This is a genomic window from Acidobacteriota bacterium, from assembly GCA_040756905.1.
In the GTDB taxonomy this organism is placed as follows: Bacteria; Acidobacteriota; Aminicenantia; order JBFLYD01; family JBFLYD01; genus JBFLYD01.
Genome location: JBFLYD010000063.1, coordinates 1 through 14,504, shown reverse-complemented (window position 1 = coordinate 14,504; position 14,504 = coordinate 1). Strand labels below are relative to the sequence as shown.

At 34.7% G+C, this 14,504-nt stretch carries 12 protein-coding genes; 9 read left to right on the top strand and 3 right to left on the bottom strand.

The features are described 5' to 3' along the window. Both AB1410_11020 and AB1410_11015 read right to left on the bottom strand, forming a co-directional pair. Positions 1-665, bottom strand: a 665-nt coding sequence (locus AB1410_11020) for a hypothetical protein (protein MEW6457229.1), incomplete at its 3' end; no start/stop codon positions are given. A gap of 388 nt (positions 666-1,053) precedes the next feature. Further along, positions 1,054-3,147, bottom strand: a complete 2,094-nt coding sequence (locus tag AB1410_11015) for a M1 family metallopeptidase (protein ID MEW6457228.1) — start codon at positions 3,145-3,147, stop codon at positions 1,054-1,056. A 248-nt stretch (positions 3,148-3,395) separates the two neighbouring features. On the opposite strand from AB1410_11015, the gene AB1410_11010 reads away from it, so the two are divergent. Together AB1410_11010 and AB1410_11005 are read left to right on the top strand one after the other, a co-directional pair. Continuing rightward, a complete protein-coding gene (locus AB1410_11010) occupies positions 3,396-3,878 on the top strand; it encodes a hypothetical protein (protein ID MEW6457227.1) in 483 nt (160 codons plus the stop codon). A 76-nt stretch (positions 3,879-3,954) separates the two neighbouring features. After that, a complete protein-coding gene (locus AB1410_11005) occupies positions 3,955-4,581 on the top strand; it encodes a hypothetical protein (protein ID MEW6457226.1) in 627 nt (208 codons plus the stop codon). 2 nt (positions 4,582-4,583) lie between these two features. On the opposite strand, the gene AB1410_11000 is transcribed toward AB1410_11005, so the two are convergent. Next, a complete protein-coding gene (locus AB1410_11000; GenBank protein MEW6457225.1) occupies positions 4,584-6,056 on the bottom strand; it encodes a hypothetical protein in 1,473 nt (490 codons plus the stop codon). A gap of 257 nt (positions 6,057-6,313) precedes the next feature. Between AB1410_11000 and AB1410_10995 the strand changes: the two genes are divergently transcribed. The 7 genes from AB1410_10995 to AB1410_10965 all read left to right on the top strand — a co-directional run bounded on the left by AB1410_10995 (position 6,314) and on the right by AB1410_10965 (position 14,012). Continuing rightward, positions 6,314-6,562: a hypothetical protein gene (locus AB1410_10995; GenBank protein ID MEW6457224.1), complete on the top strand. Its 249-nt coding sequence runs from the start codon at positions 6,314-6,316 to the stop codon at positions 6,560-6,562. A gap of 57 nt (positions 6,563-6,619) precedes the next feature. Continuing rightward, positions 6,620-7,603: an FHA domain-containing protein gene (locus AB1410_10990; protein ID MEW6457223.1), complete on the top strand. Its 984-nt coding sequence runs from the start codon at positions 6,620-6,622 to the stop codon at positions 7,601-7,603. Positions 7,604-7,645: 42 nt separating this feature from the next. Next, positions 7,646-8,509, top strand: coding sequence for a Flp pilus assembly protein CpaB (gene cpaB, locus AB1410_10985; GenBank protein MEW6457222.1), 864 nt, complete (start codon positions 7,646-7,648; stop codon positions 8,507-8,509). 2 nt (positions 8,510-8,511) lie between these two features. Then, on the top strand, positions 8,512-10,677 hold the full coding sequence (locus AB1410_10980) for an ATPase, T2SS/T4P/T4SS family (protein ID MEW6457221.1): 2,166 nt from the start codon (positions 8,512-8,514) through the stop codon (positions 10,675-10,677). 110 nt (positions 10,678-10,787) lie between these two features. Beyond that, positions 10,788-11,660, top strand: coding sequence for a type II secretion system F family protein (locus AB1410_10975; protein MEW6457220.1), 873 nt, complete (start codon positions 10,788-10,790; stop codon positions 11,658-11,660). An 8-nt stretch (positions 11,661-11,668) separates the two neighbouring features. Next, positions 11,669-12,559, top strand: coding sequence for a type II secretion system F family protein (locus AB1410_10970; protein MEW6457219.1), 891 nt, complete (start codon positions 11,669-11,671; stop codon positions 12,557-12,559). A gap of 13 nt (positions 12,560-12,572) precedes the next feature. Continuing rightward, positions 12,573-14,012, top strand: coding sequence for a pilus assembly protein N-terminal domain-containing protein (locus tag AB1410_10965; GenBank protein MEW6457218.1), 1,440 nt, complete (start codon positions 12,573-12,575; stop codon positions 14,010-14,012). Positions 14,013-14,504: the final 492 nt, after the last annotated feature.

Genomic DNA, 14,504 nt, shown 5'->3' with positions numbered 1-14,504 from the left:
TCGAGGCAAACATCGAATACCTTTTGTGAGCATCGCAACCAAAAAATCTTTTCATCCTGCAGTACCTCCTTATTCCTTTTATACCACCTATCGGCTAGGCACTGCAGCGCTTTCATATAATCAATAAGTAACACAAGAACTAAAAATGTAATGCTCAGAATGAAGGCCAAGAACTCTTTTTCACCATTTTTTGTAATTGATCTGCTTACAAGCCTAAGAATAAAATAAAAAATTCCAAGACCAATCCAGAAGATTAAAGAAAATAAAGTTAATCTGAAAAATTTTCCAAAATAATATCCGGAGTTTCTAAAAAATCTACTCGAAAATTTCTCGGTCTGATCCCTTTTTATTAGTATCCCAAGTATTCCGCCTGTGAGGAATATTGATAAGAAGGTATAAACAAATATTACAAGAACCCCAAATAATAATATAGGGTTAGCTCCTTTCTGATTTTGAACATAAAATTCGAGCCATAACGCATAATCTGTAGCCTTAAGCATTTTTTCTCCGAGAATATTTGAGCCAAAATTTCTGGATAACAATATAAATGACGGAACAAAAATCAAAAAAGAAACAAAAGCGTTTACAAACCACAGAAGAAAAATCATTTTTTTATTCGATAAAGCCTCAGTCACTCCTGATTTATAAGAACTTAAAATTCGCATTTCATACCTCCTAGTGTCGTGTCACTTAAATATTTTTTTATTCTTTTGTGACACGACACTTTCCCTATGGGAGAAAGATCTCCTTAGACGCTTTGCTGAGCACCCCCAGACATGGGGAAGATACCTTCCCCATACCCCTTCAGTGTGCTTTGATATAAATAATTTTTTCTTTGAAAAGTCATATGGCCAAGCACACTTAGTGTCATGTCACTTAAATGTCTTTCATTATTATGGTGTGATACGACACTTTCCCTATGGGAGAAAGATCTCCTTAGACGCTTCGCTGAGCACCCCCCAGACATGGGGAAGATACCTTCCCCATACCCCTTCAGTGTGCTTCATGAGAAGTTTATTATTCATGAAGATATTTGTGGGACAGCACACTAATTTATAAACAAATAAAACTCAGCAACATTTGAAAACGGAATGTCCCCTTAATTGCCTCTCTTAATGGAAAAATCAAATTTTTCTTCGCTAACTTAGAATTGTTGAAAGTATTCCTGTCAAGAAGTATTTTATTATGAGGGTCAACCTGAGCATACTTAACCCTGTTCGGTTTTTTATATGAAAACTTTTTCCACTTCTCCTTTCCATCCCATTTTTCAAAAACCTTCTCTCCATTCTCAAAAACAACGAGAATCTCCTGGGGAAAAATTACCTCCCCATATCTAACAACAGTAACCTCGCTTTCCCACATCTCCTTTTTCATATCCTCAATTTTTACATCAAATTTTCCCCTTGGTTTTTTAACTTTCTTAGTCATTATTGATTCAATACCATAATCAAGGGAACCAGAACCAAAAAGTACCTGATCAAAAAACCATCTCAAATCTTTTCCTGAAACTTCTTCTGCTGTTTTTATAAAATCCTCTGTTTTTGGGTGAGTAAACTTCACTATTTCGAAATATGTCTTCATGACTTTAGAAAATGTTTCTTTTCCTAAGTAATTTTCAAGTGTAAGAAGCATAACTGCAGGCTTTTGGTACGAATTTATCCCATAACTTCCACCACTTATGTATTCCCATGATTTTTTATAAATCGGGTCATAATTTCTTGATGTGATGACTCCAAATCTCTGAAAATCTATGTCGCCAATCTTAAAAAATTTAAAGTTAAAAACAGATGTTTTCTCACCCCAGTATTCTGTCATTGCCTTTGCCTCAGAATAAGAATTCATTCCCTCATCAAGCCAGGCTTCTTCAAATTCATTGTTAGCGCTTATCCCATACCAGAACTGATGTCCAAATTCATGGACAGTAACGAGTTCAGGAAAAAGCATTCCCTTTGGAAGAACTCTTGAAGTTCCTGCAGTTATTAATGTTGGATACTCCATCCCTCCTGCTCCCATTGCTCCTGGAGCAGGGTCTACAAGTGTTATTGTCTCATATGGATAGGGTCCATAATTTTTGCTGTAAAACTCTATGGCCCTTTTCAGTGCTACAGAATATCTTTCCCTTTGATTAAAATGTTCTGGATGCAAAAATAAAATCATTTTTGTTTTTAAAGGTGGGTTTTCAAGACTGAAATCCTCTATGAAAATCTTATGATATTTCGATGCGCACCAGGCAAAATCATGAACTCTGTCCTGCGAAAAAATTCTCGATATGGTTCCATCTTTATTTTTAATTTCCTTTAATTTTTTCCCTGTTGCAACAACTCCATATTTTTCTGGAACGATAATTTCTACTTCATAATCTCCAAAATCTGCGTAGTATTCAGAATTCCTGTGATATTGATGACAATTCCAGCCCTTTTCTTCAAGCACTCCTATTTTTGGAAACCACTGGGCTACCATGAAAAAATCATCCCTGTGAAACCCTGTTCTTGCGATGATTCTTGGAAGCTTTGATATAAAATCTATTTTTACTTCAGCGCTCGATTGAGGCGGGACAGCCTCAGGAAGCTTAACTTTCAAAACTGTTTGATCATATGGATTTCCATCATCTGAAGAAACGTATTGAAGAACCCCGCCATAATTGGCGGGAATTCTTCGACGGCAAGGTATTTTATCATTAATATTGCTCGCCTTACCTGCCCCTGAAGGGGCGGGATTTCGGCGAGCCTTCCGTTCAAAATTCTCTGATAACTCCTTGCCATTAATGGCGAATGAATTAATCTTTATCCATCCCCAGTCATCCTCAGTAATTTTAAATTTCTTAGGAATTCCCTTTGCTTCTTTTATGAATGTTGTCCATTCATTCTTGAAGGCATTCAAATACATATGAAAATAAAGTTCATCCGTTGAGTTTGAAGTGACATTTTTCCACACAAGAATCTCTTCACCTTTTATTTCTTTTTTCTCAGGAAAGAGCTGTGCTTTTATCCTGTAATCCACCACCTTTTCATAACCATAAATCGTATTTCCTCCAAATAAACTAACCAAACTAAATAAACTAAATAAACGAGATAGACGAGACAGACGAAATAGACCAGATAGACAGGTATCTAATATATTCTTTCTTCGCTTATTTATAATATCCATATCCTCCTCCTTTCATATTTTTTCCTATTTTTTTAATTATACATTACATTTATACCTACGCAAAAAAATACACAAAGTTATTAAATTATAACTTTTGCCATCTTCTACTTTTTAACCAGAATTTCATCTACACGCATTTCTACCCTTGAAATAAACTTTCTCCTCATATATAAGTATTTTTTCTATTATCATAAAAATTAATTGATTTTAAAAAATTAACTATGATAATTTAAATTAGGAGGAAATAAATGGGATTGAAAAAATTAAGAAATAAAAAGGGTGCAACAACCATAGAGTTTATCATAATCACTATTCTTATGTTAGCTATTGCAGTAGTTATTATATCATTACTTTACTCTCCCCTAAAAGAAATGTGGAAAAATGTCTTTAATAGTGTGTTGGCTTTTTTTGGAATTAAAGAATCAAATGAACCTTCAGAAGCTCCAAAACCAGAACCTCCTCCCATACCGCCACCAAGACCAGGAGTAGCATGGGGAAATTGGCATGGTGGCTGCCATGGCGGTTCAAGAAGATGGACGGAAAATGGTATGTTCTGGGACATTAACTACAATGGTCAGAGAACAACCACTTTCTGGCCCCGTGGTTCAAGGATAGACCCGAATTATGGAAGAGCAATCTGGACGACAAGAAATCCTTCCACTGGAGAGGAATACTACTGGCGGTTCAACAAGAGAACAAATGAATGGGAACAGGTTCCAAGGCCCTGGTAATTTTCCCACAATCTAAACATTGAGCTTAAATTGGAGAATTAAATTTAAAAAATTTTATAGATGGAGGACTTTTAAAATGGGAAAAGAAAAATCAAAAATTTATATATCCATCCTCTTATTTTTATTATCCTCTTTAATCATTACAAACTGTAAAACGAAATCAGTTCCGGTTCTAAAAAGCAACTCTCCTCAGGAGACATGGAGAATCTATCTCGATGCTCTTGAGAAAAAAGATTGGCATCAAGCCTTAGCCTGCTTATATCGCCCCACAATTACGGACGACAATAAAGAAGTAAAGATGTTAAAAAAGCTCTTGAGTCCAGATATTGAGAAAAATATGCTTAAAGGAATGAAAAGTTTAAAAATATCAGGTATCCATTATAGCGAAGATAATAAAGTTTCCCTTTTTCTTTTCGGGCCAAGTAACTGGTCCAAAGAGTATATTGGAGTCGAGTTACAGCGAAAAATCACTGGAAAGCCATTCTTTCTATATGTACCATTTTTTAAGCGAAAGAACCGAATAGGAGAAGAAGTATGGTATCTTGCAAATACCCATGTTGTTCCTCTTTCAAAGCCTGCTGATATCCCTGTAGAAGGGTATGAGCTTATTTTTTCAGAAGCGGAAGCAATTTCCCATGCTGATGAATTAGTCCAAGAAAGTCTCTCAGAGAGCTACAGAACTTACGAAGAAATCGACAGATAAGATTAACGGGAATAGAGAAAAATAACGGCAATTTTATCCTCATAAATTTTCTTCCAATCCTTTCGTTCTTTTAATATTTGAGAAAGGGGTAATTCTCTTGGCCATATAATTAGATTAGCGCCTTTATTTTTTAAATGATCAACATATTCTGACCATTCTGACATTCCTGAATGAGTCTTTGAAAATTTTTTAAAATATTCTTTTGAATAAGCTGGTGTTCTTCCATCGATAGAAACTTTGTATTCAGGATAAAGCTCATATAGAAGAAAGCTACCCCAGTCGAAATGATTTATCAGTTTATCTCCAAATTTATTAGCTTTTATATATTCCACAGCCTCTTTTGGATACTCTTTTTTTATTATTTCATCCGGCTTGAAATTTCTTGCTACAACCATCAATCCATATATCAGACCCACATATATAAAAAAATTGAGGAATATAAAAAATACATTTGGAATTTTTTCTCGTTTAACTTCTGGTAATTTCTCTTTCCATAAATCAGGTAAAGAAGCGCTTACAATAAACAGGGATAAAATGACAAAATAAGGAACATTTCTCACCAAATCAAACCCTAAATATCCAAAGAAAGATATAAGTAAAATATTTACAAAATCAGTTTTTTTTAAAGCAACACAAACTGAACTTAACACCAGCAAGATGGGAAATATTAATAATATTGGATAATGGAAATCAGGCGAATGGAATTCTAATATAAAATCCTTCAAAATCCCGAGATTAAAATAATCCCCTACAATAAAATATATTTTGTGAAGATAAGGGTTTATTAGACTGCTCCCAAAAGTTAAAAATGTAAAAAATGAGAAGGCTTTTAAATTAAAACTTTTATCCTTAAAGAAAAACCTATTCAATATCTCTCCGAAAATAACCAGAAAAAGCAAAATTAAGCCATAGATAAAACATATATGGACATTGGCCCACAATAACATTATCAGAGGAAGAAAAAACAATCTCTTTGCTTTTCTGTATTTAAAATCAAAAATAATCCAGAGATAGATCGAAAAAAATAAAAACGAAAAAATCACAGGTCTTATCAGGAAAAAACCCTGAATTAAAAGGATAACAAGCAAAACTAAAATAATGGAAAAGTATATATTCTCATTAAGTCTTGATATCCCGAGAAATAAATAATAAATTATGAAAAATCCAGTTAAAACCCTTAAAACAAAGAGCCCTATCCAGCTGAAATTATTGAAAAAAATATAAAACAATATTTCACTCAGCCAGCTGTAATGAATCCACTTAGACCCTTCTTCTGCATAAGTAAATAACTCAGTTTCTGGAATAGCTCTTGATTTATATATAATCTCACCCACCTTCAGATGGCGATATATATCAGGATCAGATGGATCCATGTAAAATTTAAGGGAAAGAAATAAAAAACCCCAGAATAGAGCGAAGATAATTAACCGCCTGGAATGGAAAATATAATAAACTGCTTTTCTTAATAAAACCATTAGCAAAAAATATCATTCGCTTTATTAAAAATCAAATTTTCTGAGTAGGAAGAGTGGCCTAAAATATTAATTTAAATTGAGAAGGCAAACATCCTCTGAGCGATATATTTCCATTTTTTGTAGGGCAAGGCTTCAGCCTTGCATAATTTCATTTTATAACGCAAAGCTAAAGCTTTGCCCTACGATTTTTTTTAAATAAAATTATGACTTGACATTAATTTAAACTTGAATTTATTATATTGGGCAGGAGGTTAAACATGATTTCTAACTTTTTAAACAACTTATATGTTGTTTCTTACAACCGTCTATTGGATTTTGTAGAAATTGGCTTCGAAAAAATCAAAGGGAAGAAAGAAAGAGGACAGACCACAATTGAATACCTTGTCCTTGCAATTCTTTTAGTTGCAATAATTGTTGCGATGGTTACCATATTCTGGAGGAACATTAATACCTGGGTTAGAAATGCAATCCAGAGAGTTCAACAGCTATTCCAGCAAATAAGTTAAATTTAAATTAAATTTCAATTAAGATTTTAATGTTGAAGTTTGTAAGGTCTAAGTAAGTTGAAAGAATTTGTTGAAAACATAAAAAAAATAGCCGATAAAATTCTCAAAATCTATGAATTAAAAAAGAATTATCCTCCTTCGGTATCAGAAAGAATTATTAACGAATACCTGATCAATTTAAAAGAAATATCAGATTCAATCCCCATCGATAAAAAATACATCAATGAAGAAATTTCAAAGATGAAAGAAAGAATCTCCACCCTAAAAAAAGAGATTGAAGAGAGGGAAATTTCTCTACGAACAACCGAGATAAAATTCGATATTGGAGAATACAAAGAAGACCAGAAAAATAAGCTCCTAAATTTATACAAATCTGAAATTAAAAGATTAAAAGAAGAAGAAAAATCATTGTTAAATAAGGTAAAGAGATACGAATTTTTCTCAGAAATTTCAAGAGAAATTTCAATTTTTCCAGAATCATTAAAAACTCAAACCTCTTCACCTGAAGATATTATTTCAGCTGAACAGGAATTAGAAATACTCGAAAAAGAGCCTGAATCAATCGAGTTCCAGGAAACAGGGGCTACTGAACTCGAAGAACAGCCGATTAAATTTGAAGAAGAGCTCCAAATCGAGTTAGAAAAACCTGAGCCCGGAGAAAAAAAGGAAGAACTTTTTGAAGCACCAGAATTCTTATCCCAGGAAGAGAAAATTGAAAGAAAAACTACAGGAGAAGTAGAAAAAACAGTTTTTGTAACCAGGCCGTTTCTTGTTGTAATTGAAAATGATGAAGAAAAAAAATACATCCTCAACGAACAAAAAACTGTGGTGGGAAGAAGCCCAGATTGCGATATAACTCTGAGAGGCAAGGGTGTGTCAAGAGAGCACTTTTGCATAATTCAGGAAAATGAGGACTTCATAATCGAAGACCTTGAAAGCAAAAATGGAACATTAGTTAATGGAAAGAAAATCAAAAGAGAAACACTAAGAAATAATGATAGAATTGAAGCAGGAGAAAGTACTATAATTTTTAAGGTCTAATTGTTTTTTTGAAATAAGATATGTAAGTTAAAGGAGAATAAAATGCCAAGGAGAACAGCTATAATTATTGCAGTAGTTGTTTCACTTCTTTCTTTAATTTTAATACTTATTATCCTGTCAGCTTCAAAAGGAATCGAGAGAGGACCTGTCACTCATGTAGTGATCGCAAAAAAAGATATTTTAGCAAAAACCATAATTGAATTTGATATGGTTGAAATTAGAAATATTCCCCAGGCATTCAAACAACCTTCAGCTTTGGTAGACCCTAAAGATGCAATAGGAAAAGTTGCACTCGTTCCAATAGTAAAAGATTCTCAAATCTTAGCAACAAACATAGACACTTTAGAGAAAGCGGGACTCGATTTCACCGTAAAGACAGGGATGAGAGCAGTAACTATTTCAGTGGACGAGATTCGTTCTGTAGCAGGACAGATTAATCCTGGTTCTAAAGTAGACATTTTCGGCACTTTTGAATACGCTGAAGGTGAAAAGTCGCCTGCTCTTGGTGTTTTTACAAAGCTCCTCTTAGCTGATGTTGAAATAATTGCTGTTGAGACAAAAAAAGGAAGACTCACGCTTGAAGACCTCCTCACAGAAGAACAGATTCAAAGGATGCAGGCAGAGGGAAAAACATCTGCAATCGGAGGGATGAAAGCAGAAATAACCCAAGAAAAATATCCAAGCAATGTGACTCTTCTTACAAAAATAGAGGATGCCCAGATGCTGATAGAGGCTCAAACAATAGGAAGAATTACCTTAATATTGAGAAACCCCAGCGATAAACTTCCAATGCCTCCTTTAGAAGAATTCCATGCATCAAAGATTCTCGGTACTAAAAAATATGTAAGAAGCCCTGCGGCAATGTGGGAAGAAATAAGGGCAGGGAGAACAGCGTTCGAGAGGTAAAAATGCCTGAAGTTTCAAAAAAAGCTGGAATAATAACCTTCTTTGGCGCTAAAGGAGGTGTAGGAAAGTCAGTAATCGCATCAAATTTAGCAATAGATTTAATCATTGAAACAAAAAAGCCAGTTTTATTGTTAGACATGAACCTTTCGTTTGGGGGAGATTTAGCCCAGATTCTTAACGTAAAAGATGGATTATCAATAACCCAGATATTATCAAAAAACCTTTCTCTAAACGCAGAATTGATTAAAAGCCATTTTGGCAAAATCCCTCAGGGTCTTTATTTTCTTCCTGCAAACATGGATGATTTTTCATCCAATGAAATTCTCAAACCAGAAAGAATTCAGAGTATAATTGAATTCTGCTCTAATTATTTTAATTACATTGTGATAGATGCAGGAAATTTTCTTTCCAATGAAGTTATTTCAGTGCTGGATGAGTCCCATCTTATTTTAATTACTTTACAACCTGACCTTCTTTCTCTAAATCAAACCCAAAGAACGCTTTCGACCCTGCAAAAGCTTCAATATTCAATGAATAACATTCACCTCCTTTTAAATTGCAATGGAATGAACCCAGCAGTTACCCCGACGATTATTTCCAACCTTCTAAAAAAAGAATTTCTTGCTGTTTTTTCTTATGAACCGGCACTGGTAGCAAACTCTGTAAACAAGAAGGAACCCTTTGTTTTAAAAGATCCAAATTCTACTCTTACAAGAGAAATCGATAATCTGATGTTAAAAATCATCGGTCAGCCTGGAACAAAGTATGGAGAAGGAATACTTCCGAAGCTAATTCAAACTTTTCAGAAGAAAAAAACAGACTTATCTCAAACTGGAGCTTTTTCAATTCAAGTTCCAATCAGAGACGAAGCTGAGAGATTCAAGCAGGCTTCAAGTGTTAGATTAAAAATACATCAAAAACTTGTGGAAGAATGCTCAAAAATGAAAATAAACCTTGATTTTGAAGGTGATACTGATAAAAAATCCCAGCTTGTCTCCCAGATAAGCATGATAATTTCAAATATAATCGACAGCGAGAAAATGAGCTTTCCATCAAGACAGGAAAGACAAAACTTTATAAACGAAATTGTCGACGAAGCTTTAGGGCTTGGCCCTTTGGAGATACTGCTGAGAGACCCTGAAGTCGATGAAATTATGGTAACTGACCCTGACACAGTTTACACTGAAAGAAAAGGAAAGATTGAACTAACAAAATATAAGTTTTCATCCGAAAAGCACCTGATGGGAGTTATTAAGAGAATTATGGCTCCGTTAGGAAGAAGAATTGACGACTCCTCCCCATATCAGGATGCAAGACTGAAAGATGGCTCAAGAGTTCATGCAATAATTCCTCCCTTGGCGCTCAGAGGCCCAACTCTTACCATAAGAAAATTCAAAACAAAGAAACTGACATCAGAAGAATTGATAAAACTTGGCTCCACATCTAAAGAAATAATGGAATTTTTAAAAATCTGTGTCCAGACAAGAAAGAATATAATAATTTCAGGAGGAACTGGGTCTGGAAAAACAACCCTTCTCAATATCCTTTCATCAAACATATTTCCTGATGAAAGAATAGTAACGATTGAGGATGCTGCAGAACTCCAGCTTCCCCAGGAGCATGTCGTTAGATTAGAGGCAAGACCACCTAACATTGAAGGAAAAGGAGAAGTTACAATAAGAGACCTTGTGAGAAATTCCCTTCGAATGAGACCTGACAGAATTGTTGTGGGAGAATGTAGAGGAGGAGAAGCTTTGGATATGCTCCAGGCAATGAATACAGGTCATGATGGCTCTCTTACAACCATTCATGCTAACTCTCCCAGGGATGCTCTAAAAAGAATTGAAACACTTGTATTATTTGCAGGACTTGATTTACCCGTAAAAGCAATAAGAGAACAGATTGCATCAGCAATCAATATCATCGTCCAGATAAGCAGATTCTCGGATGGAAGTAGAAAAATCACCAATATAACAGAGATTACAGGAATTCAAACAGAAACATTAACAACTCAGGACATTTTTATTTTCAAACAAACAGGAATTGGTCCAAATGGAAAAATCCTCGGAAGGTTTGAACCAACAGGATTGATACCCAGATTCATAGATGATTTGCAGAGAATTGGAATAACTCTTTCAAGAGAGATATTCTTAAAAAGCTCTACATAGTGTCATGTCACCTAAATACCTTTTGTTGTTCAGTGTGCTTTAGGAGAAATTCTTTGTTTGTAAAGATATTTATGGCAAAGCACACTAATAAAAAATTAAAAGAGAGTTAAATGCCCCTTTTGATTGCATTAATTTTACTGATAAATATAGCAATAATATTTTTCTTAGTTAGGAGATCTAAAAAACCCTCTATCAAAAAATTGGAAGTCAAAGATTTAGCAGGCCAGATCCAGAAAAGCCTTTTCGATGTGTTCATAGAAGTTCCAATAACAAGAATCAGATTACTGATTTTAATGTCTTATTTTACTCCTCCTTTAATTTTAATAATCTTAGGAATACTCTTTCATTTCAAATCATGGCAATTTATTGTTTTAATGCCTTTTGCCCTCATAATTGGATTTAAAATCCCTAAAAGATACATAAAAAGAAAATTAAAAAAGCGAATTGAGACAATTGATAATCAACTTTTAGACACACTTACAATGTTAGCAGGGGCTCTTAAAGCTGGATTATCTCTAACCCAAGCATTAGAGATGGCAGTAGAAGATTTACAACCTCCCATAAGGGATGAAATAGACCAGATATTGAAATTAAACAGACTCGGAGAGCCCTTGGATGAAGCTTTGCAGAAATTGGCAAAAAGAGTTCCAACCGAAAACATCGAAATTCTTGTAACGAGTATTACAACTCTTTTGGAAACAGGAGGAAATTTAGCTGAAACTTTTGACACAATTGCAAAAACAATCGATGATAGGGCTAAGGTCCAGGGGAAAATAAAATCTATGACAACTCAGGGTGAATATCAAGGTCTGATAGCAGCTTTAACTCCAATAATATTTATCGCTGTTATCTATTACATAAACCCTGCAATAGCAAGAGGACTTCTAGCCACCTGGATGGGATGGATTGTTCTTGGAATAGCATTGTCACTGGATGCTCTTGGATATTTCTTCATAAAGAAAATTGTAAAGATTAAAGTGTAGGAGAAACAATGGGATTATTAATAACCTTTTTAGCTTTTATCTTCATCATAGGTGCGGGAATTTCTGTTTATCTTCTCTTTCCATCAAAGGAAGAAGCTGAGATTAAAGAAATAATCGGAGAAAAGAAAAAAGTATTCAAGACTGATTCTCTTTTTGTCAGGATTTTCACACCATTAATATTAGCTCTTACCCCTTTTATTTCCCAATTTAAATTTTTTGGATACAAAGAAAAAATTCGTAAAAAAATGTTAAAAGCTGGGATAAAGGAAGAGGATTTTAACTGCGATAATTTCATAGCTTTTAAAATTTCTATCTCCATTTTAGGAATAATCATTCCCTTTCTTCTTTATGGAGCCAGGTTTAAAATAATTCCAACAATAATCGGATTTCTCGGGCTCTTTTTCCTTCCTGATTTCTGGCTTGGCTCAAAGCTGAAAAAGAGAATGCAGGAAATTATTCTCACCCTTCCATATTTTCTTGATTTGATAACCCTTACAGTCGAAGCAGGCCTTGACTTTGTCGTTGGAATCGATAAAGTAATTGAGAAATCAAAACCAAATGCCCTCAGGGATGAACTGATGATTCTGAGACAGGAGGTTCAATTAGGAGCAACTCTTCAAGATGCTCTAAAAAATTTTGGAAACAGAATTGATTTAAAAGAAGTTCGATTTTTTACCAACCTGCTGGTTCAGGCTGACAAAGTTGGAGCAAGTATAGGAAAAACATTGAGGATGATTTCAGACCAGACAAGAAGAGATAGGTTATTGAAAGCTGAAATTGCAGGAGCAAGAGCTACAACAAATGTTCTTTTCCCAACCATGCTTTTAATTCTTCCTGCAAATATGATAATAATAATTGGAGCATTTGCGATATATTTATTAACACAGGGAATATTTTAAAAAGGAGGTTTACATGAAAAAAAATTGGAGAAAATATCTTTACTTCCTTTTAGCTTTAACAATAATAATTTCCCAAAAATATTTTTCCCAGGGTACTGGAGAAAATGTCCAATTTCTAATAATAACTCAGAATCAGAGCAAGGAAGTTACTCCAGGATTTTTAATTGGAAAAGTTATCCTTGGAAACCCTGAAATCTGTGATTTTAGGGTAACAAAAGAAAGAAAATCCATATTACTTACAAGTAAATCACTCGGCACAACCAACTTGATCATTTATGACCAGCTCGGTGAAAACAAAATTGAATATCAGATTAAAGTTGTTGAAGATATAAAATCAATCAAGACTGACCTTGAAAGGCTATTCAAGGATGTAGAAGGACTAAAAGTTAGCGAAGAACGGGGTAAGATTATGCTTGAAGGAAACCTTTTCAATGTTGATGACTATCTGTTTGTGATAAAGAATATAGAAGGCAATCCAAATATTATAAACAGATTAAAGATTGACCCTGATGCTCTCCAGAAATTGGCGGATAAAATTGTTAAAGATATAGGGGTAGAAGAGGTAAAAGGAAGAGTAATCAGAGACAAAATCTTCCTTGAAGGCGATGTGGCAACAGAAACCGAGTTAAGAAAAGCAGATATAATCGCAAATACATATGCACCTGGAATGATAGTGAACGCTATAGTTGTAAACGAGAAAAAAATTGGCTTTGCTGAATCTCCCCATGTCCATATCTCAACCCAGATAATCTCTCTTACAGAATCTGCTGCATCTCAATTAGGAATAAGATGGCTTGAAACCGGCTATGTTGGAATTCAGCCCTCAGAAATTCAGATCCCAAAACCAGGAAAAATCACAGGGATTATAACAGGGCTTCTTCCAAAAATAGACCTGCTTATCTCAGAGGGAGAAGCACAGAGTCTTGCAAATGCAACTATGGTAACAAAAAGTGGATACCCGGCTCATCAGAATATGGGTGGCGGAGAATATCCCGTAAGAGTTGCACAGCCAGGTGGAATTATCAGCATTGAATACAAAGAATATGGATTCATAGTGGATGCAAGTCCTGTAGTTAACAGGGAAAACAACATGGTTGACGTTGGGATAAAAGCGGAGATAATTGCACTCGGAACCGCAGCAGGAGATATCCCTGTATTTTTAAAGAATGAGGTAAATTCCAGTGTTACTGTCCCTTCTGGTGACTCTATAATACTGGCTGGACTACTTAGTGAAAATCTCAGGAAACAGGTCCAGGGGCTTCCTGGTTTAGGCCAGATACCAATACTTAAAACCTTTTTTGCTTCAACTGCAAGAGCCCGAGAGAAAATGGAAGTCTACATCGCTCTTACACCAACTGTCCTTCAGGCTGGAAAAGGCTCAGAACAGGATAAGAAAAATCTTGAAGAGTTAAAGAAAAAATTGGGTATAAAAGAAGTTATCAAAAAGAATTAGCGCTGTTAAAAATTAATACAAACGCACAAATATGTGTTACATTCTATTGTCGTGTCACTTAAATACCTTTTGTTATTCCTTTGTGACACGACACTTTCCCTATGGGAGAAAGATCTCCTTAGACGCTTCGCTCCCCAGGCTGGGGAAGACCACTTCCCCATACCCCTTCAGTGTGCTGCCATGAGAAATTGTTTACTTGCGAAGATATTTATATGACAGCACACTATTTTTATCCCTTACCCCCGTATCAAGTACGGGGCAAGCTTTAATCCTCTCCCCTTAGGGGAAAGTGAAGGGTAGAAATGTATTAAAATTAAATATGTTTGCATTAGTAAAAAAAATTTAATTTAAGTATTTAAGCAGTATATGTATATTCCGATCCAAAGTGGCCATCGATTCCGATTCAAACCGGCCACTGATTCTGATTGAAAGTGGCCACCCATTCCGATTTATTCCGGCCACTTTTTCGATGAAATCAGAATTTGAAAAAGT